At 60.2% G+C, this 19,591-nt stretch carries 15 protein-coding genes; 9 read left to right on the top strand and 6 right to left on the bottom strand.

All coding sequences use genetic code 11. The features are described from left to right. The first annotated feature begins 34 nt into the window (after positions 1-34). Entirely contained in the window at positions 35-3,433 is a 3,399-nt protein-coding gene (locus CRD13_RS05990) for an arabinosyltransferase domain-containing protein (protein WP_088611827.1), read from the top strand. A gap of 167 nt (positions 3,434-3,600) precedes the next feature. Beyond that, positions 3,601-4,503: a TIGR00730 family Rossman fold protein gene (locus CRD13_RS05995; RefSeq protein WP_187401414.1), complete on the top strand. Its 903-nt coding sequence runs from the start codon at positions 3,601-3,603 to the stop codon at positions 4,501-4,503. Between the two features lie 27 nt (positions 4,504-4,530). Here CRD13_RS05995 and CRD13_RS06000 read toward each other — a convergent pair whose 3' ends face one another. Further along, positions 4,531-5,496 carry a glycoside hydrolase family 25 protein gene (locus tag CRD13_RS06000; RefSeq protein ID WP_187401415.1) on the bottom strand — a complete coding sequence of 322 codons (966 nt, stop codon included), beginning with the start codon at positions 5,494-5,496 and terminating at the stop codon, positions 4,531-4,533. Positions 5,497-5,602: 106 nt separating this feature from the next. On the opposite strand from CRD13_RS06000, the gene CRD13_RS06005 reads away from it, so the two are divergent. The 3 genes from CRD13_RS06005 (at position 5,603) to CRD13_RS06015 (ending at position 10,164) form a co-directional block, all read left to right on the top strand. Continuing rightward, on the top strand, positions 5,603-7,636 hold the full coding sequence (locus CRD13_RS06005; protein WP_187401416.1) for a M13 family metallopeptidase: 2,034 nt from the start codon (positions 5,603-5,605) through the stop codon (positions 7,634-7,636). 258 nt (positions 7,637-7,894) lie between these two features. After that, on the top strand, positions 7,895-8,923 hold the full coding sequence (locus tag CRD13_RS06010) for a sugar-binding transcriptional regulator (RefSeq protein ID WP_187401428.1): 1,029 nt from the start codon (positions 7,895-7,897) through the stop codon (positions 8,921-8,923). A 143-nt stretch (positions 8,924-9,066) separates the two neighbouring features. Beyond that, entirely contained in the window at positions 9,067-10,164 is a 1,098-nt protein-coding gene (locus tag CRD13_RS06015; protein ID WP_070851603.1) for a YihY/virulence factor BrkB family protein, read from the top strand. On the opposite strand, the gene CRD13_RS06020 is transcribed toward CRD13_RS06015, so the two are convergent. Then, positions 10,159-11,376 carry a NupC/NupG family nucleoside CNT transporter gene (locus tag CRD13_RS06020; RefSeq protein ID WP_049189791.1) on the bottom strand — a complete coding sequence of 406 codons (1,218 nt, stop codon included), beginning with the start codon at positions 11,374-11,376 and terminating at the stop codon, positions 10,159-10,161. The two genes, CRD13_RS06015 and CRD13_RS06020, sit on opposite strands and share 6 nt — an antisense overlap. 45 nt (positions 11,377-11,421) lie before the next feature. Next, the gene (locus tag CRD13_RS06025) at positions 11,422-11,841 is read right to left on the bottom strand and encodes a cytidine deaminase (protein ID WP_049189792.1); all 420 of its coding nucleotides are present in this window, start codon (positions 11,839-11,841) and stop codon (positions 11,422-11,424) included. A gap of 169 nt (positions 11,842-12,010) precedes the next feature. On the opposite strand from CRD13_RS06025, the gene CRD13_RS06030 reads away from it, so the two are divergent. The 4 genes from CRD13_RS06030 to CRD13_RS06045 all read left to right on the top strand — a co-directional run bounded on the left by CRD13_RS06030 (position 12,011) and on the right by CRD13_RS06045 (position 16,953). After that, positions 12,011-13,297: a thymidine phosphorylase gene (locus CRD13_RS06030; protein WP_187401417.1), complete on the top strand. Its 1,287-nt coding sequence runs from the start codon at positions 12,011-12,013 to the stop codon at positions 13,295-13,297. Between the two features lie 104 nt (positions 13,298-13,401). After that, positions 13,402-14,052, top strand: a complete 651-nt coding sequence (gene deoC, locus CRD13_RS06035; protein WP_187401418.1) for a deoxyribose-phosphate aldolase — start codon at positions 13,402-13,404, stop codon at positions 14,050-14,052. A 10-nt stretch (positions 14,053-14,062) separates the two neighbouring features. Next, positions 14,063-15,826 carry a phospho-sugar mutase gene (locus CRD13_RS06040; RefSeq protein WP_049172496.1) on the top strand — a complete coding sequence of 588 codons (1,764 nt, stop codon included), beginning with the start codon at positions 14,063-14,065 and terminating at the stop codon, positions 15,824-15,826. Between the two features lie 446 nt (positions 15,827-16,272). Continuing rightward, positions 16,273-16,953, top strand: coding sequence for a hypothetical protein (locus tag CRD13_RS06045; RefSeq protein WP_049172498.1), 681 nt, complete (start codon positions 16,273-16,275; stop codon positions 16,951-16,953). Between the two features lie 44 nt (positions 16,954-16,997). On the opposite strand, the gene CRD13_RS06050 is transcribed toward CRD13_RS06045, so the two are convergent. The 3 genes from CRD13_RS06050 to CRD13_RS06060 are packed head-to-tail and all read right to left on the bottom strand — an operon-like array spanning position 16,998 to position 19,580. Further along, positions 16,998-17,684: a heme oxygenase (biliverdin-producing) gene (locus CRD13_RS06050; RefSeq protein WP_070642739.1), complete on the bottom strand. Its 687-nt coding sequence runs from the start codon at positions 17,682-17,684 to the stop codon at positions 16,998-17,000. Next, positions 17,677-18,501 (bottom strand): heme ABC transporter ATP-binding protein, encoded by an 825-nt coding sequence (locus CRD13_RS06055; RefSeq protein WP_049172502.1) that lies wholly within the window; start codon positions 18,499-18,501, stop codon positions 17,677-17,679. The genes CRD13_RS06050 and CRD13_RS06055 overlap by 8 nt, the downstream gene beginning before the upstream one ends. Next, positions 18,501-19,580: an iron ABC transporter permease gene (locus CRD13_RS06060; protein ID WP_049172506.1), complete on the bottom strand. Its 1,080-nt coding sequence runs from the start codon at positions 19,578-19,580 to the stop codon at positions 18,501-18,503. Before CRD13_RS06060 ends, CRD13_RS06055 begins: the two co-directional genes overlap by 1 nt. Positions 19,581-19,591: the final 11 nt, after the last annotated feature.

Here is a 19,591-nt window from a genome sequence, read left to right on the forward strand (position 1 = left end):
AAGAAAAACGCCAATTACCGTAGTATCTTTCCTTGTGACTGCCGAAACTAAAGAAATCAAAGAAAGTGTCGACGGCTCACCCGAAGTGACCATCGACCGCGTGGAGAGACCGCCTATGGACGGCCCCTCTCCTACGACGCTGACTCGTTGGACAGCGATTATCGCTGGAATCGTCGGTTTCATTTGCTTTGTCATCACACCGTTCCTCCCGGTCGTGAATACTCAGTCCTCCGTGTCTTGGCCTCAGCGCGACACACTGAATTCAGTGGATGCACCGCTTATGGCGCAGGCACCGTTGGATCTGAGCATCGATCTGCCTCTGTCGCTGACGGATGAGCTTTCCGACAAGCGGACAACCCTGTTGTCGACTATCCCGCCGACCGCGGATAAGCCGACCAAACGGGGCTTGATGGTGCGTTCGGGCAAGGACGGCCTCGATGTCATTCTGCGCGACAGCGTGGTGATGAGCCTGGATAAGAAGGAGCTTGCCAGCAATAAGGGCAAGATCCTGGAGATCCGCTCAAACGAGCATGAAACCACCGTCAACATCGACGGCGCCAAGAACTCAGATGGTGAGAAGCTCACCGCCACCACACAGGGCGATTACCGCCCGCAGGTCACCGGTATCTACACTGATCTGCCCGCTGACGGCGACGTGGCCAAGGCCGTAGCCGATGGACTCGATGTCCACATGAACATCGACTCCCGCTACACCTCACATCCGACAGTGGTGAAGTACATCGTCATGTACTTGGGTCTGCTTCTGACACTGGCGTCCCTGGTCGCGCTGGCTCGCATTGACCGTATCGACGGTTCCTCCTTCACTCCGCTGTTCAAGCGCGGTGCGTTGAAACCAACTCCGCTGGACATCCTGGTCGGCACGATTTTGGTTGTTTGGCACTTCATCGGTGGCAACACCTCCGATGACGGTTACATCTTCACCATGGCGCGCGTCTCCGACGAGTCGGGCTACATGGCGAACTACTACCGTTGGTTCGGCGCTCCTGAGTCACCGTTCGGCAGCCCCTACTACGACCTGCTGTCGCTGATGGTGAAGGTGTCCACCTCGTCTCTGTGGATGCGACTACCGGCGCTGCTGTCCGCACTGCTGGTGTGGTTCATTATCTCCCGAATGGTTATCCCGCGCCTCGGCGACAAGATTGCCCAGCGCCGGGTGGCCTACTGGTCTGCTGCTGGTGTGCTGTTGGCCTTCTGGCTGCCGTACAACAACGGACTGCGCCCGGAGCCGGTCATTGCGCTGGGATCCCTGCTGACCTGGGTATTCATCGAGCGCGCAATTCTGACTCGACGCCTGCTGCCAGCTGCAGTCGCAGTGGTTATCGCCACGCTGGCACTGGGCTCGGGCCCAACGGGCCTAATGGCAGTTGCTGCCCTGCTCGCAGGCATCCCGATGCTGGTGCGCATTGTCGTTGAGCGCCATAAGGCTCTCGGTGGTGGTTGGCAGGCCCCACTGATGCAGATTGCACCGTTCCTGGCTGCGGGCACCGCCATCTTGGTCGGTGTCTTCGGCGACCAGACTTTGGCCACGGTCCGCGAGTCCATTCGCGTCCGCAGCATCATCGGCCCGTCGGAGCCTTGGTACAACGAGTACGTCCGCTACTACTGGCTGGTGCTGCAGTCGGTCGACGGCGCCTTCCCACGTCGTTTCCCGGTTCTGATTGCACTGGCGTGCTTGACCATCACGATTGCCGCGCTGCTTCGTCACCGCACCGTTCCGGGGGCTCTGGCCGGCCCGTCGGCACGCCTGGTGTTCATGTTCATCGGCACCATGTTCTTCCTGACCTTCACGCCGACAAAGTGGACGCACCACTTCGGCGTATACGCGGGCATCGCGGCTTCCCTGGCAGCACTTGCCGCCATGGCCATTAGCCATTGGGTAGCAGGTAACCCGCGCAACCAGCTGTTCTTTGCCGGTGGTATCACCTTCATCCTCGCTTTCTCACTGATGGGCATTAACGGCTGGTGGTATGTGTCGTCCTACGGTGTGCCGTGGTTCGACAAGACCATTCAGTTGCGCGGTCACCAGCTGGGTTCAGCAGTATTGGCTCTGGCCTTGCTACTGCTGCTGGCTGGTGCCGTAATGAACTTCGTCCAGGAGTTCCGCACCAAGCCGAAGTCGCAGGAAAAGTCGGCACGCGCGCGCCGCATCAATGCAGTTGCATCGTCCCCGATTGCGGTGACGACGCTGCTGGTGACGATGTTCATGGTGGCTTCGCTGGGCAAGGGCGCAGTATCGCAGTACCCGGCATACTCGGTCGCCGCTGGTAATATCCGCTCCTTGGCTGGTCAGACATGTAATATGGCGAGCGATGTGCTGATGGAAACCGATCCGAACGATGGCTTCCTGAATACCGTCGATGGCAAGCCGCTAGCGGAATCGCTGCGCGGTGGCGGCAAGAACCGTGGCTTCGACCCGAACGGCGTCCCGTCTAATATGAAGGCCGAAGCTGTGGACACCAGCCAGAGCCAGGCAAGTACTGCCGACACTGATGATCAATCTACTGATCCGGAAGCCACAGTTGAGGGCGGTTCCGCGTCGGGCACCGACGGCGGCAAGCGCGCCGACAAGGGTGTCAACGGCTCGCAGGTCGAGCTGCCATTTGGCTTGGATCCGGATAAGGTGCCGGTGCTTGGCTCCTACTCCGAGGACATTCAGCGTCCTGCAAGCCTGGAAACTTCCTGGTTCCAGCTGCCTGAGATTGACGAGGACCACCCGCTACTCGTCGTATCGGCGGCCGGCCGTATCTTCCACCACGACATCAACGGTGTGGCTCAGCAGGGTCGCAAGCTGGTGGCAGAGTACGGTCGCAAGGGCGGCGACGAGGATGGCTTCGAGGTCCTCTCCGAGTCGGAGCCGATTGATATCGGCCCTGCTCCGACCTGGCGTAACCTGCGCTTCCTGACCGAGGAGATCCCAGAGGGAGCGACCGCTGTGCGACTGGTCGCGGAGGACAATGACGTCTCCGAGGATCAGTGGCTGGCACTGACCCCGCCGCGCCTGGCCGAGCTGCAGTCGATGACTGATGTCATTTCGCCGGAAACTGCGACTATCCCGGACTGGCCGGTTGCCTTCCAGTTCCCGTGCCAGCGTCCGTTCGACCACTACGCAGGTGTCGCAGAGCTTCCGGAATACCGCATCACTCCGGACCGTGGCCTGAAGGTCGTCGGTGCAGATGTCTGGCAGTCGGTCGATGGCGGTGGTCCGCTCGGATTCTCCGACGCTGTGAATGAGGCTACGTCCGTACCGACTTACCTCAAGAACGACTGGCGCCGCGACTGGGGTTCCGTCGAGAAGCTCTCGCCACGTCCGAATAAGGACAAGGTCAAGCCGGATGTCGCCGAAATTGAGTATGAAGATATCACTCGCTCGGGTCTATACTCGCCCGGGAAGATGATTGTGAAGGATCCCTAGGCGAAAGAGCCTCGGTGCCTCCTTCACCTAAGGAGCCCGAGTGACTGCACAAACCCGTTCCATCGTTGTCGCCGCAATGGTTGTGACTGACCCGGTGGGGCGGGTTTTGTGCGTTCGTAAGCGGGGTACGGATACGTTCATGCTGCCCGGCGGCAAGTTCGAGCCGGGTGAGTCCGTCGATAACCCCGGAGGTCACCGCCGCGCGCGAGGTCTCCGAGGAGCTCGGCGTGGACATCGAGCTATCGCTGTTGCGTCCGTGGAATATCGCCCGCGCAGCCGCCGCCAACGAGGCGGGCTTCGAGGTCGTCGGCCACCATGTGCGCTATGTCGGCGAGTTCACCGACGAGTTGGCAAACGTTCAGCCCCATGCCGAGATTGAAGAGGTCCGCTGGCTCGACCCCTGGCTGCCGACCGGGAAAATCGCCCCTATGCTGGCCGAGACTACTCTGCCGAAGCTCCGCGAAGAGCTGCCGCAGCTTGCCGCTGGCCGTGAACAGCCACAGCGCGCACTGTCGTCACTAACTGTTTTCTGCGGCTCCGGCTTCGGCAACGATCCCGCCTGGCGCGTCACCGCCGAACGTCTCGGCCAGACACTCGCGGAAAATCGGGTGGAGCTCGTCTACGGTGGCGCGGCGATTGGTCTTATGGGCACGGTTGCTAACGCAGCGCTTGACGACGGCGGCAGTGTCACAGGTGTCATCCCCGAGGTCTTGGTCAAGAAGGAAATTGCCCATCCGCGGCTGACTCACCTGGAAACTGTTGCGACTATGGCCGATCGAAAGTCGCGCATGTATGAGCTCGGCGATGCTTTTGTTGCACTCCCCGGCGGTGCGGGCACACTGGAAGAGTTCTTCGAGGTGTGGACCCAGCAGCACCTGGGGATTCATGCCAAGCCAGTGGCGTTGCTGGGACCTTCGGGCTTCTGGGAGCCCCTGTTGGCGCTCCTGCGCAAAGTTGTGGATGCGGGGTTTGTGCGACCGGAGCTTCTCGATGCGCTTATCGTCGTCGACGACGTCGACAAGCTCCTGCCTGCGTTGATTGCGTGGCGTGCGGGGCGGACGAAGTTTTAGCCTGCCCCCAGGCCCCACAACACACTGCTAGTGAGCAGCAGCCAGCTGCTGCAGCTCAGCTTCGGTGCCGTTGAAGACATCCTCATCCACGATGGTCGGGATGCCATCGACGCGGCCGGTGGAGGAACGCTGCCAGAAGGCCATGCTCTCCCAACCGCCCGGCAGCGAGGTCGGAGCGCTGTCTTCGTAGGCGGCGAGCCACAGCGGGTAGTCGGTGAAGTCGGTCGAGTTACCCATCGGGTTCTGCCAGAACCAACGGTAGGTGTAAATCATCGGGGTTTCGCCGGTCTTTTCCTCAACGCGCTCGAGGAAGTCCTTGGTCCACTTTTGCAGCTGGGTTGGGTTGAGGCCATTGTCTAGCTCGATGTCAAGCACAGGCGGTAGTGTCTTGTCTGTGGAGATTTGTTCATCGCGCTGCTGCAGTGCTTCTACGTACTGGTCAGCCTGCGCGGTTGCGGAGCGATCCGGGTGTGCCTTGTGGTAGCTGCCCACGTACAGACCGGCCTTCGCGGCGGCGATGGAGTCCTCGAGGAAGTACTTCTGGTCACCTTCGACACCGTCGGTGGCCTTGATGAAAGCGAACTTCTGGCCGCTAGCTGCGACCTCGTTCCATTTCAGCGCGACGCCACCTGGGCGCTGCCACTTGGAGACGTCCACACCAGTCGGCCCCATGTGGAAGCCGGTGCGAGCCGGGTTCGACGATGCGCTGGTAGCCGAACCAGTTGAGGAACCGTTGGCACCAGAGCCCTGCGACTCCTGAACATCCGACGCAAGCGGCGCATCGGTGATGCTCGGTGATTCGGTCAAAAAGTCGAGCGACCCCTTGGAATCAGCAGCGGACGGGTTGGAGTGTGCAGATGCGTCCTGGGGTTGCGCGTCAGCCGGTGCAATAACACCCAAGGTCAGCGGCGCAACGGCCACGATACTTGCCAAAGTGGCGCGGCCCGGGCGTCGCTTCAGCACCGCGGTCGCGGAAAGTGGAAGAAATTTCATGGTTTGCACCTTACCCCCTAAATCACTTTAGCCCCATTCGTAATCCTAAACTTATCCCGCCCCTCCAGTCACAGCTTCAATCCGCCCTTGCCCCTAGACTGGCGGCATGACAAATAGCACTAATACTGAGACCCAGTCCGCAACGTCCCAACTCTCAACGACTCCTCGCCCACAGGATGACCTCTACTTGGCCACCAACGGTGAGTGGGTTAGTAATCACGTCATCCCGGCTGACCGCCCCATCGATGGCGCCTTTTACAAGCTGAGGGATGAGGCGGAGGAAAACGTCCGCGAGCTCATCACCACTGCCGCCGATGCGGATCAGAATTCCCACGTCGCTCGCTTGTACAACTCTTTCATGGACGAAGCCGCTATTAATGGCGCCGGCGCTGCTCCGCTCGCGCAGGATTTAGAAATGATTGCCTCCGCCGAGAACGCGCATGAGCTGGCGTTGGCACTCGGCCGCCTCGACCGCCTCGGTGTCGGCGGTGCGCTCGGGTACTGGGTAGAGAAGGATTCCGGCTCGGACCTGGATGCTCTCTACCTGCTGCAGTCGGGCCTCGGCCTCCCGGATGAGGCTTACTACCGCGAGCCTGGTCACGCCGACACTCTCGCCGCCTATGAGCAGCATGTTGCCGCTATGTTGAAGCTCCTCTCCTCGCATGACGACGGCGCGGGGGACCTCTCCACTGCACTTGCTGCATTCGAGTTGGTGGACCCGGCCGCTGCGGCGGCGCGCATCGTGGCTTTTGAAAAGCGCATTGCCGCTGGTCACTGGAATGTGGTCGATACTCGCGACGCACTGAAGACCTATAACAAGACCGCTATTGCTGACCTCCCCACCGGCTTCCCGGTCGCGGAGTGGCTCGCGGCCACCGGTGTCAATAAGACGAACCAGACTGCCATCGACACCATCGTGGTGATGATGCCGTCGTACTTCGAGCACTTGAGCAAGCTGTGGCAGGACACTGACCTGGCAGATCTGCGCCTGTGGGCGCTGTGGCGCGTTCTCCACCAGCGTGCCGCCTACCTGTCGGATGACTTCTCTGCGGAGAGCTTTAACTTCTACGGCCGCACCTTGCAGGGTTCGACCGAGCAGCGTGCACGCTGGAAGCGTGGTGTTGCCTTTGCCGACGGGGCGGTTGGACATGACGTCGGCAAGCTGTATGTGGAAAAGCACTTCCCGCCGGAGTACAAGGAGCAGGTCTTGGAACTGGTGGACTACCTGCTGGCGGCGTACCGGGAGCGCATTTCGGAGCTGCCGTGGATGACGAAGGCGACGCAGGAGCGGGCGCTGGAGAAGTTGTCGCTATTTAAGGCCAAGATTGGTTACCCAGAGCGTTGGCGTGATTACTCGGCGATGGAGCTCGGGAATTCACTGATGGAGAATGCTCGCGCTGCCAGCGCTTTTGCGCATGATTATGAGGTGGCAAAGCTGGGCACCCCGGCCAATCGTGATGAGTGGCATGGTACTCCGCAGACGGTCAATGCCTTCTACAATCCAGTGGTCAATGACATCACGTTCCCGGCTGCGATTTTGCAGTCGCCGTTCTTCTCACCGGACGCTTCCCCGGCGGAGAACTTCGGTGGCATCGGTGCGGTTATTGGTCACGAGATTGGGCATGGTTTTGATGACCAGGGCTCGCAGTATGACGGTCACGGCAACCTTCACCAGTGGTGGACCGATGAGGATCGTGCAGCTTTTGAGAAGCTGACCTCCGCGCTGGTGGACCAGTACGAGGGCCTGGTTCCGCAGGCTCTGCGCGAGCAGGCCGAGGAGGGCGCTGACCTACCCGGCGTCAATGGCCGCTTCACCCTGGGCGAGAACATCGGTGACTTGGGCGGGCTCGGCATTGCCGTCGTCGCTTTCCGTCGTTTCCTCGCTGCCCGCGGTGAAGAACTTGGACTGGAGGACGCCCCAGAGACCTACCGTGACCTGTTCAAGCAGTGGGCACTGGTCTGGCGTTCTAAGATTCGCCCGGAGTTTGCACGCCAGCTGCTTGCGATTGACCCGCACTCACCAGCGGAGTTCCGCTGCAACGTCATTGCCAGCAACATCGATGAGTTCCATGAGGCCTTCGGCACTTCAGCGGGCGACGGCATGTGGCGTGAGCCGAATGAGCGCGTGAATATCTGGTAATTCTGCGGGAACCCAACCTGCGCTGCGTTCCCCTCCGGCGCCTTCGGGGCCTCCGATGCCCTCCGACACCCTCCGGGAAAGCCAACGCCTCACCGTTTACTACAAATGCAAAAGCTGACTTTTTGTTTTTGCAAACATGGAACTAAAATCACAGGTGAGGCGCACGCTTTCCCGATGATCAAGTCGGGCAGGGCCACAATCAAGCGAGGTTCCTGTTACAAGTGCGCTTGCTAAGTGCTCTTGTTGGAGGAGGCCGCTGTGGACAGTCGCGACATCCAGGCACTCACCGCCGTCAAACTCTATTACGGCGAGGGGCTCACACAGTCTCAGGTTGCAACCGAACTCGGGGTTTCCCGTCCAACGGTCTCTAAACTGCTCAACCTTGGCCGTGAGCGCGGTTACGTGCGCATTGAGATCCATGATCCGCGCGAGGAAGCCTCAGAGACCGCTACGCAGATGCGGGATCGCTACAAGTTGAACGATGTGCGCCTGGCGCAACCGGCACGCGCTGGCAATGCAGTCTTGCTCCGCGAGTTGGGGCGCGTGGGCGCCGAGCTTCTCGACGAGCTGGTGGTAGACGGTACCCTTCTCGGTGTTTCGTGGGGTAAGACCATGTACTCCGTATCCACGCAACTGAAGTCCAAGGATGTCTCGGGCGTGGAAATTGTGCAGCTCAAGGGAGGAATGAGCCACTCCGATAAGTCCACGAACGACATCCGCACTATTGGCGCTTTCTGCCACGCTTTCCACGCCTACGCCCGAACACTGCCGCTGCCGGTGATTTTCGATTCGGTCGAGACCAAGCGCATCGTGGAACAGGATCGGTTCATTGCCAGCGTTTTGGCTCTTGGCCGGACGGTGGACATTGCCGTTTTCACCGTCGGCGCCGTCGACCATGATTCGCTGGCCTTGAACTTGGGACAGCTGTCGACAACCGAAAAAGACTTGCTCGTGGAGCGCGCAGTGGGCGATGCCTGCTCACGCTTCTACCGCGCTGACGGTGGCATTGCGCTGCCAGAGGTCGATGCCCGCACGGTAGGTATCAGCCTCTCTGACCTGCGCCGGATCCCCACTCGGGTACTTGTGGCCGGTGGCGCACACAAGGCCGCGGCCATCGACGTGGCCCTTCGAACAAATTTGGCTACTCACCTGGTCATCGACGATGCCACCGCTGAACGCCTGCTTGCGCTCGACTCACCGGACTCACCAGCTGCACCGGCTTCACCGGCTTCACCGGGCTCACCGGGCTCCCCCGATAGCTCCACCCCTCTTACTGCCACGGAATAACCGTCCCGGAACGCATCAGTACAAAGAACTGACACCCGGGCCCGAGAAGCGTCTTTGTCCTCTTCGACCGATAGACTTAAGCGAGCGCACATGTCCGCATATATGTTGCAGCCGCTGTCCGGTCGGAGAGGACGATTCTTTAGGTGTCACCAGCACAGCAAATCAAGCACACACTCCAGGCCTACGAGTCGGCGGACGCATCATTTGCCCAGTCCGCGAAGAAGTTGCCACCCGTGGGGTGGAAAGGAGCGCTCTACGCCCTCAAGCGTGCGGGTATCGAATTTTTCTTGGAGCTCGGTTTCGACGCTGCCGCGAAGTTGACCTACTACACGGTGTTGACCTTCGCGCCCGCACTGCTTGCGATTTATTCGATTGCCACGCTGATGCTGGCCGGCTATACAGAAGACCTCAACCGACTGACCGAAGATTTCATCCGCAGCTACATTCCGGCTGAGTATGCCGAACCGATCCGCAATGTCATTTCAACGATTATCGGCTCCGCCACGGGCGGTCTTGTCGCACTGACTATCGGTATTGTCTTTGCACTGATTTCGTCCTCGGCCTACACGCGCGCTTTTTCGCGCACGGCGAACTCCATCTACGGTGTTTCCGAAGGTCGCACGCTGATTCGCTACCACCTGCTCATGGTCGCCATTACGCTGCTGCTGTTAATCGGCACTGTGGTACTGCTCATTGCGATTATTGTCAATGACCAGCTAGTTATCACCATTGTCGAACCGGTTGCCCGCCCATTGGGTATTGAATCGACCACGCGCCAAATTATTGACTTCTGCATCTCCGTCTGGAGTTGGGTACGCTGGCCGGTCATTATCTTGATGTCGATGATTCTGATTGGCTCGCTGTACTACTTCACGCCGAACGTGCGCATGCGCAAATTCCGCTGGCTCAGCACAGGTTCGGCACTGGCAATTATTAGCTCGCTGATCATCGGCAAGGCGCTCCAGCTGTACTTATTCAACTTTGCGGCTTCGAATCCCTATGGCGCCATGGGTGCGGTTATCGCGCTGATGACCGCACTCTGGAGCATTAATGTGGTCGTGGTCTTCGGCTTCAAGCTGGATGCCGAGGTTGAGAGGATGCGCCAATTGCGCGCTGGCCTGCCCTCAGAGCGATACATCCAGCTTCCGCCTCGAGCTACCGCTGCCGCCGAGGGCGAGCAGAAAATCCATCAGAATCTAGAAAAGCAGGCGGCCGAATTCCGAACTGAGGAAGAGCTATAGCGCAATCACACCCACGATTGCTGCGTTGAGCAGGTTAGTGCACAGACCCGCGATCAGCGCCAGTGGACCGTTCTTGGCAATCTCACCGCGGCGCTCCGGCGATAGCGCACCGAAGGAACCGATCTGAATCGCAATGGACGACAGGTTAGCGAAGCCGGCCAGGGCGAAGGTCGCCAGCATGATGGACTTCGGATCCAGCGAGTCGACGTGCTCAGAGAACGAGGTGTAGCCGACGAACTCGTTCAGAATCGTCTTCTCACCAATGAAGCTACCGACCAGCCCTGCGTTCTCCCACGGCACACCAATCAGCCATGCAATTGGCGCAAAGATCAGGCCGAACAGTCCTTCCAGAGACCAGTTATCCTGACCGAACCAGCCGCCAATGCCGCCGATCATCGCCGACAGCATCGCAATCACAGCGATGAACGCAATCAACAGACAGGCCACAACCACAGCAATACGACCGCCGGCCAGCGCACCCGATCCAAGCGCATCAATGACGTTCTTCGACTCGGTATCGCGGACATCCTTCACCGACGCATCCAGGTCAGATTCCTCTGTCTCCGGCCAGAAAGTCTTTGCAATCAGCAGCGAGCCCGGCGCGTTCATGACCGATGCCGCCAGCAGGTATTCCAACGGGGCACCGAGCAGGGAGTACCCGATCAAGGTCGATCCGGCCACCGACGCAAAACCGCCCGACATACATGCGAACAGCTCCGACTTGGTCAGTTTCGGAATATACGGCTTAACGACGAGCGGAGCCTCCGACTGCCCGAGGAAAATCACCGTGGAAGCGAAGACGGACTCCACCTTCGAGGTTCCCATAATGAACTTCAGTGCGGACCCGACATATTCAACGAAGTACTGCACTACCCGCAGGTAGTAGAGGGCACCGAGGACTGCGCCCAGGAAGATGATCACTGGCAGCACGTTGAGCACGAAGACGAAGTTTTTACCCGTGTCGTCGAAAAGATTACCGAAGACAAACGAGGTTCCCTCATTTGTAAAATCGATCATCTTCTCAATGGCGCCGGCGACGCTCTTCAGCGCATTAAAACCAGGTTCCCACTTCAGCACTACCAGCGCGAATACCGCTTGCAGCAGCAGGCCAACGCCGAGTGTGCGCCAGTTAATGGCTTTCCTGTTCTTTGAGATAGCAATGGCAAATCCGATGACGAGGATGATGCCCAGTAAGCCTTGCAGTCTATCCATGACTAAGGTCTTCTTTCTTGATAAAAGAGGCTGTGGTGATGATGCCTACAGGTCCTCGGGACCAAAGGCGTAAGGGAGAATTTTTTCGAAGTCAATGCTGGCCGGAGCGCCTAAACCACCATTTTCCGGGCGCTCGGACTCCACTATGACGCGCTTGCACCCAAATTCGTGCAGGACCTGCCGACAGGCGCCACAGGGGTGGCACGGTGCCGCCTTTCGTCCGACGATGGCGCAGGCCGCAATCTTATGGTTGCCACCGTGCTCCGCGACCATGCGGAATACGGCTGTGCGCTCTGCGCAGTTGGTCAACCCATAGGACGCATTTTCCACGTTGCAGCCTGTGACCACCGTGCCGTCGTCAAGCAGAAGTGCGGCACCGACCGGAAAACCTGAATAGGGGACGTACGAGTTTTCCGTGGCTGCGTAGGCCTTAGCCAGTAGTTCTTCGTCTGAAATGTGGGACATTGTGCTCTCCCTCCCCGAGCCTGTTCGAGGTGTTTATGCAAACATACTTATGTGGGTACAAATGGAAAGTTGCCTATTGACATTTGTTCTAGTGCTGATGATAATCGGAATCAGCAGAGTTCACAAGACCAATATCGCTAAGCACGATCGCCTATAAAAGGAGCGAACAATGGCTGAAAAGTTCGATGTAGTTGACGTCATCAAGGTAAAGCGTGATGGCGGTGAGCTCAGTCCGGAAGAGATTTCCTGGGTCATTGACGCCTACACTCGCGGTGTCGTGGGCGATGAACAGATGGCGGCGCTGAACATGGCCATCTTCATCCGCGGCATGAACCGTCGCGAGATTGTGGATTGGACCCAGGCGATGATTGACTCGGGCGAGACCATGAGCTTCGCATCGCTGAGCAAGCCCACCACGGACAAGCACTCCACCGGTGGTGTCGGCGACAAGATTACGCTGCCACTGGGCCCACTGGTGTCCTCCTACGGCGTGGCCGTCCCGCAGCTGTCTGGCCGTGGCCTCGGCCACACCGGCGGCACCCTGGACAAGCTGGAATCCATTCCGGGCTGGCAGGCTGATGTTCCGAATGACCGCTTGATGCAGATCCTGGAGGATTCCGGCGCGGTCGTCGCAGCAGCCGGTGCGGGCCTGGCACCTGCGGATAAGAAGATTTACGCGCTGCGTGACATCACCTCGACGGTGGACTGCATTCCGCTGATTGCCTCGTCGATCATGTCCAAGAAGATTGCGGAGGGCACCTCCAGCTTGGTGCTGGATGTCAAGGTCGGTTCGGGCGCCTTCATGAAGGATCTGAATCAGGCCTGCGAACTGGCCCGCACCATGGTTGACCTGGGCAACGACGCGGGCGTGAACACCCGCGCACTGTTGACGGACATGTCCACTCCGCTGGGCCTGACCATCGGCAACGCCCTCGAGGTCCGCGAATCGGTGGAGGTTCTCGCCGGCGGCGGCCCCGCAGACGTCGTGGAGCTGACCTGTGAACTGGCCCGAAACATGCTCGAGCTGGCCGGCGTGCACGATGCCGACGTGGAGCAGGCTCTGAAGGACGGCCGCGCAATGGATTCGTGGAAGAAGATGATCCGCGCTCAGGGCGGCAATCCGGATGCCGCGTTGCCGGTGGCACCTCACACGCACGATGTGGTTGCGCAGGCTGACGGTTACCTGACCAAGCTGGATGCACTGGCTCTCGGCGTTGGTTCCTGGCGCTTGGGCGCGGGACGTGCTCGTAAGGATGATCCGGTGCAGGCCACTGCCGGTATTGAGATTTTCGCCAAGCCGGGAGACAAGGTGGTCAAGGGCCAGAAGCTGCTCACGCTGCACACTGAAACTCCGGATAAGTTCGAGCGCGCTCTCGAGTCCATCGAGCCGGGCATTGAAATCGGCGACACCGCGCCTACAGCCGAGCGCGAGATTATCCTCGATCGCGTGTCCTAGAAAATTACTGACAGACTCGCGCCGGCGCCACTTCCCGCCCCGAGCCCGCCACCTCCCTACTTTTAAGCTCTCTCCCAAATTTCCGAAAGGACTTGATTTCTCCCATGACTTCCCGCGCTGATGTTGCCAAGATGATTGACCACACCCTGCTCAAGCCAGAAGCCACCTCTGACCAGGTCAAGGCCCTTATCGCTGAGGCCGGCAAGCTCGGCACCTACTCCATCTGCATCTCCCCCTCGCAGCTCCCAGTCGAGGTACCGGAAGGCCTGCACATCACCACTGTCGTCGGCTTCCCCTCCGGCGCGGTAAAGGCCGAGATTAAGGCCGCTGAAGCCGCTCGCGCTGTGGCCGATGGCGCTGAAGAAGTCGACATGGTCATTAACATCGCCTTCGCCAAGGAGCACCGCTTCGACGACCTCGAGGCCGAAATCAAGGCTGTTCGCGATGCCATTCCGGGCAAGGTCCTGAAGGTCATCATCGAGTCGGCCGCCCTGACCGATGAGGAGATCATCGCAGCCTGCAAGGCCTCCGAGTCCGCAGGCGCAGACTTCGTCAAGACCTCCACAGGCTTCCACCCGGCCGGCGGCGCTTCCGCTCACGCCGTGAAGCTCATGCGCGAAACCGTGGGCGACCGCCTGGGCGTCAAGGCTTCTGGCGGTATCCGCGATGCCGCTGCCGCTGAGGAAATGATCGCCGCTGGCGCCTCTCGCCTGGGTCTTTCCTCCTCCGCCGCTGTCCTCGACGGTCTGAAGTAGGCGAACCCCGATGCTCTCCGAACAGCTACAAGCCACCATCACCGATTGGATCGCCCACGATCCGGACGAGGCCACCGCCGCCGAGCTCTCTTCGCTTTACGACGAAGCCAAGGCCGCCAACCCCGATGCGATTGCCGAGCTGGAAAGCCGTTTCGCCGGGCCACTCGAATTCGGCACTGCAGGTCTTCGCGGTGTCGTTGCAGCTGGTCAGTCCCGCATGAACCGTGCCACGGTCATCCGTGCCACCGCTGGCCTGGTTGCGCATCTGAAGAACATTGTGGGCGACGACTTCACCGTGGTCATTGGTTGCGATGCCCGCCACGGCTCCGCCGATTTTCACCGCGATGCCGCCGCGGTTGTCGCCGCAGCCGGTGGCAAGGCCCTGGCTCTGCCACAGCAGCTGCCCACACCGGTGACCGCCTTTGCCGTGCGCCACCTCAATGCCGATGCCGGCATCATGGTCACGGCCAGCCACAATCCACCGAAGGACAACGGCTACAAGGTTTACCTCGGTGGCCGCGCGGTGGAGTCGGATTCCCGCCGAGGCGTCCAAATCATCGCGCCCCATGACAAGCAAATTGCGGACGCCATCGCCGCTGCTCCACCGGCTGATGAGGTCCCGCGTGACTTCGATGCCGTCGAGCAGGTTGGTCCTGAACTGCTGGATGCTTATGTGAAACGGGCGGCAGCGCTCGCAACGACGTCGTCAAGCGAAGAGAAGCAAGCAGCGAAGATTGTCCTCACCCCTATGCATGGCGTCGGTGGCGAGACCATCGTGCGCACACTGAACGCGGCAGGTTTCTCGAATGTCCGCGTGGTCGAGAAGCAGTTCGCGCCGGATCCGGAGTTCCCGACGGTATCGTTCCCGAACCCGGAGGAAGCCGGGGCGCTGGATCTTGCGTTTGAGCTCGCGCGTGCCGAAGACGCGGATGTCATCATCGCGGCTGACCCGGATGCGGACCGCTGCTCGGTGGCTATTCCGGATAGCGGCGTCGACGGCGGCTGGCGACAGCTCTCCGGCGACGACATCGGTGCGTTTCTGGGTGAAGTCATCGCTGCGGATGCCGAGGCCCGTGGGATTGCGACCGTGACCAATGATGAGGGCGCAGAGTTCCCAGCCACAATGGCTAACTCGATTGTGTCCTCACGCCTGCTGAGCAAGATTGCTGCAGGTCACGGACTGAATTATCGCGCTACACTGACCGGCTTTAAGTGGATTGCTGGTGTGGACGGGCTCGTCTTCGGCTACGAGGAGGCCATTGGCTACTGCACTGACCCGGCAGTCGTTCGAGACAAGGACGGCGTATCTGCGGCGGTGCGTGTCGCCGACGCGGTGGCGCGACTGAAGGGCCAGGGTCTTGGCATCCAGGACCTTCTGGATGATGTCGCCCGTGCCCATGGTCTCTACAAGACCGCACCGTTGACCTTCCGTGTCGAGGACCGCTCGCTGATCACCAAGGGCATGGACACTCTGCGCGCCAACCCGCCTGCACAACTGGCTGGTTCGAAGGTCACGCAGGTCACGGACATGAATGATGGCCTAGACATGGTCGACGCCAAGGCCGAGAGCTATCACATCCCGCCTACCGACGGCATTCTCATCCTCACCGAGGCCAACGACCGCGTCATTGCCCGGCCTTCCGGCACGGAACCGAAGCTGAAGTGCTACCTGGAAGTCGTGCTGCCGGTCGCTTCGGCCGCGATTCCGCACGTGGCCGCGGCCGAGCGGCTCGACCAGATTAAGGCCGAGCTCAAGGAAATCCTGGGGATGTAGCGACTAAACAGCTAACCAATAGGCAGCTACCAGCTACACCTCGCAACAAACTGGGGTGCGCATGAACGAAACGGCCGAAAAATGGCCGTGGGGTTTCACGCGCGCCCCAGTTTCACATATGCAGCCCGGAGTCTTGGACCGGCTCATGAGTTACTGACTAGGTTTATGACAAAAACAAGCAGAAATTAGTGCCGAAACTGACATAAACTTAGGCAGTTTCTCGATGGTCACAACCTCATTTGAAGCTCACCACCTCATTTCGGGTCTAGCTAAACCCGTCCTTGCCGCATTTTGCGCAAGACATGCGTCTCCTAACATGCTTTACAGTTTTCCCAGTAATACAATAAAAGCCGTTAACCGTGTCCCCAGGGGATGGAACACCATTCGCTACGCGGGTTGGGCTCATCACAGGGGGAACACTTCCTCCTCGTGATTGGTCGTCCAGCATGTCGCATAACGAGTCCCCCAGCTCAGACCCCAACTACAATTCGAATCCTTCCACCGGTTCTTTCGGCCCCGTGTACCCGAACCAGGCACCTCAACCACAACCACAGCCGCAGCAGCAACCCCAGTTCGCTGCGCAGCCGGCACCAGCGTACGCTTACGCAGCCCCAACAGCGTATCCGCAGCAGAACTCAGGTACTTCCGGCGCAATGATTGCGCTCATTTCAGTGCTGGTCGTGGTGCTGCTGAGTCTGGTTGGCGCAGTTGCTTATGTCAGCCTCGGCAAAGATGACTCGGTGGCTGCTGCCGATACACAGCCAGCTGCCACCACGCAGGTCGCTGCCGATGCTTCGAGCCAGCCCAACCCACCGGTCACACAGACTGAGACCGTGGTTGTTCAAGATTCGAGTGGCTCATCCGGTAATTCGGGCTCGTCTCGCTCATCGGGCCTGGCTGGCGGCAACCTCTCCAGCGCATGGAAGGGCACGTCCTCAACGAGCGATCCGTTCGTTCGAAATGTACACAGCGCCTACGTCCGCTATCGCAATTCCACTGGTGCGGAATCCGGCACCATCACGGCCTACAGCCCAACGACTGGCCTGACCTACAACATGTGGTGCCGTCCTGCTGGCAGCAACATCAAGTGCACGGGCGGCCGTAACGCAGTGGTGTACATCGGCTAACGCATACCGCCCACCGCCACGGTCACAGCACTCCAGTCCGCGACCTACGCCACTGCGTCGTCTAGGCCGCCAGCTAGGTCGTGGAAAATGGCCCGGTTGAGACGAAATGCCTTTTTCGCCTCGTCAACCACGGCATCTTTGTCGGCATCCGAAATGCCCAGCTCAGACAGACTCTGTCGGTAGCCGTCGCGGTAGGGCTTAATTTTTCCGATCGCGGAGAAGTCATAGAATCGGGTTCCCTCCGCACCGATGCCGTAGTGCTTGGCCAGCATGGACGCAATCACCTGGCCACCAGAAAGATCGCCCAGGTAGCGAACGTAATGGTGTGCCAATGCGGCGTTGGCGTTGCCGTTGCTTTCGATTTCACGAAGCTCGGCCACGTAGTTCTTTGTCGCCTCCACTGGCGAGATCTTTTCCCGCCAGTCAGGCCCCACCAAATGTTCAAGGTCGGCCGCCAGAGCCTCCAGGCGCTCCAGCTGCGCATCGTAGACCGCGCTGACCTGCGGCGACTCCGCAGTGGACCGCACGGCCTGCTCCAACGCTTCGTACACAAAGTACAGCTGACCAGTTAGATCGATGGCCGCCTGCGCATTCAGTTCACCCGCAAGCAGCCTCGACATGAAGTCGGAGTTCTCCGCTTCACTGTGGACACCCGCAGTCTCCACTTTGAGTCGTTCTGCCAGGGGCTGAGCAGCCTGCTTGTCACCTTCTTTAATCGTGTTTTCAACCATGGTTTTCTTCTTTCTCTGTGAGGTTCGGAGACTGGGGTGAGAGATTGTGGCTCGCGCGCTGAGGCACCAGCACGGGGTTGCCCGCGGAGTCCTGAAGCACTTCCACACCGATGCCGTAGACTTCGCTGACGGTCTGTGCATCCAGGGTTTCCGCAGGCGGTCCTTGCTTTACGACGCGCCCCTGCGCCACCACCACAACGTGATCGGCATACGCCGCTGCGGCGGACAAATCGTGCAGGACCACGACCACGGCTTTGCCCGCCGCCGCGCGGGCGCGCATCATTCCCATGATTTTTTCGGCATGGTGGAGGTCCAGGGCTGCAGTCGGTTCGTCGAGAAGCACGACAGGAGTGTCCTGGTAGAACACGCGCGCGCTGTGGACGCGGGCGCGCTCGCCGCCGGAGAGGGTCGGGACTTCCCGGTCAAGGAGGTGCGCGACGTCGCATTCAGTGATGACTTCCGCGAGCAGCTCTTCGTTCGGGCAGCCCCAGGGGTTGCGTCCGAAGTCGATGACTTCACGGCTGGTGAATGGCACGGACAGTTCTTGGCTCTGCACCAGGACGGCGCGGTAGCGGGCCAGGTCGGCGATGGAGAGCTCGGTAATGGAGTGCTCGCCGATCCGGACGTCGCCGCCACTGAGCTCATGGTCGCCGGAAAGCGCTGCAAGGAGTGTCGACTTTCCGGCACCATTCGGGCCGACCAGCGCGGTGACTTTTCCGGGCTCGGCGACCACGGAAATATCGTTGAGGATGCGGTGACCGTCCAGGGTGATGCTGACATTTTCGGCAGAAATACCCAGGCCAGAGTGAATTTCCATTAGTGCACCGCCCTCTTCGAACGCAGGAGCAGCCAGAAGAACAGTGGGCCACCGACAATCGAGGTGAGCATTCCCAGCGGCAGGTCCGCACCGGTGATCATGGTGCGGGCCGCGAGGTCGGCCAGCGTTGTGGCCAGCGCGCCGCCGAGGATGCATGCGGGAATCAGCGTGCGATGCGCTGGTCCCAGCAGCAGTCGTGCAGCGTGCGGCACGACCAGGCCGATGAAGACGATGATGCCGGAAAATGCCACTCCAGCCGCCACGACCAGGGACGTGCCAAAAATGATGGCGCGACGCAGCGTGACGACGTTAATACCCAGGTGGCGGGCTTGCGCTTCACCAAGACTCAGAATGTCCAGCTTGCGGTAGCTGACCCACATGGCAATCACGGCCGGAACTGTCACCAACGTAATAATGACAACCTGCGTCCAGGTGGCACTGGCAAACGAGCCCATCTGCCAGAACACAATGCGGTCGCGGGCAGCCGTGGAGGCTACGAATGTCAGGAGCGAAACCAGACCACCACAGATGGAGTTCACAGCCACACCGACCAGAATGATTCGAGCGATATCGCGGCCACCGTGCGCATTGGCGGCCACAATAGCCGTGGCTACCGCGCCACCAATAAAAGCTGAGACCGCAATGGCCCAGCTGCTGGCGAAGACACTCAACACTCCGCCGAGCACTCCGGAAAGCCCGGCGGCGGTGCCCAAAACTGTGGCGGTGGCAGCGCCGACCGCGGCGCCGGAGGAAACGCCGATGAGGCCGGGTTCGGCAAGCGGGTTGCCGAACACCGCTTGCAGCGCCACACCTGCGAGGGCGAGCCCCGCGCCAACGAGGCAGGCCAGCGCGATGCGCGGCAGTCGCACTTGCCACAGCACGGTGTCGATGGGCTCTGGCGCGTCACCGAGACCGCCATTGAACACTAGCCTCACCATTGAGCTCAGTGATTCGCCGATGGTAGCGCCGAACTGCCCCACGGAGGCCGACCAACCTATTGCCAGCACCAGCGCTAGGGCGAGTCCAATGAAAACGGCCACCTGTCTGAACGGACTAGTTTTGTTCGCGGTTGTCTGCATTGCTCAGCCAG

Source organism: Corynebacterium sp. LK26, assembly GCF_014335085.1.
Lineage (GTDB): Bacteria > Actinomycetota > Actinomycetes > Mycobacteriales > Mycobacteriaceae > Corynebacterium > Corynebacterium jeikeium_D.

Excerpts from the sequence above, each read along its gene's own strand:
- CRD13_RS06000 (WP_187401415.1), bottom strand. The coding sequence starts at position 5,496 with ATGAAATTTCTTCCACTTTCCGCGACCGCGGTGCTGAAGCGACGCCCG.
- CRD13_RS06005 (WP_187401416.1), top strand. The coding sequence starts at position 5,603 with ATGACAAATAGCACTAATACTGAGACCCAGTCCGCAACGTCCCAACTC.
- CRD13_RS06020 (WP_049189791.1), bottom strand. The coding sequence starts at position 11,376 with ATGGATAGACTGCAAGGCTTACTGGGCATCATCCTCGTCATCGGATTT.
- CRD13_RS06025 (WP_049189792.1), bottom strand. The coding sequence starts at position 11,841 with ATGTCCCACATTTCAGACGAAGAACTACTGGCTAAGGCCTACGCAGCC.
- CRD13_RS06030 (WP_187401417.1), top strand. The coding sequence starts at position 12,011 with ATGGCTGAAAAGTTCGATGTAGTTGACGTCATCAAGGTAAAGCGTGAT.
- deoC (WP_187401418.1), top strand. The coding sequence starts at position 13,402 with ATGACTTCCCGCGCTGATGTTGCCAAGATGATTGACCACACCCTGCTC.
- CRD13_RS06040 (WP_049172496.1), top strand. The coding sequence starts at position 14,063 with ATGCTCTCCGAACAGCTACAAGCCACCATCACCGATTGGATCGCCCAC.
- CRD13_RS06045 (WP_049172498.1), top strand. The coding sequence starts at position 16,273 with ATGTCGCATAACGAGTCCCCCAGCTCAGACCCCAACTACAATTCGAAT.
- CRD13_RS06050 (WP_070642739.1), bottom strand. The coding sequence starts at position 17,684 with ATGGTTGAAAACACGATTAAAGAAGGTGACAAGCAGGCTGCTCAGCCC.
- CRD13_RS06055 (WP_049172502.1), bottom strand. The coding sequence starts at position 18,501 with ATGGAAATTCACTCTGGCCTGGGTATTTCTGCCGAAAATGTCAGCATC.
- CRD13_RS06060 (WP_049172506.1), bottom strand. The coding sequence starts at position 19,580 with ATGCAGACAACCGCGAACAAAACTAGTCCGTTCAGACAGGTGGCCGTT.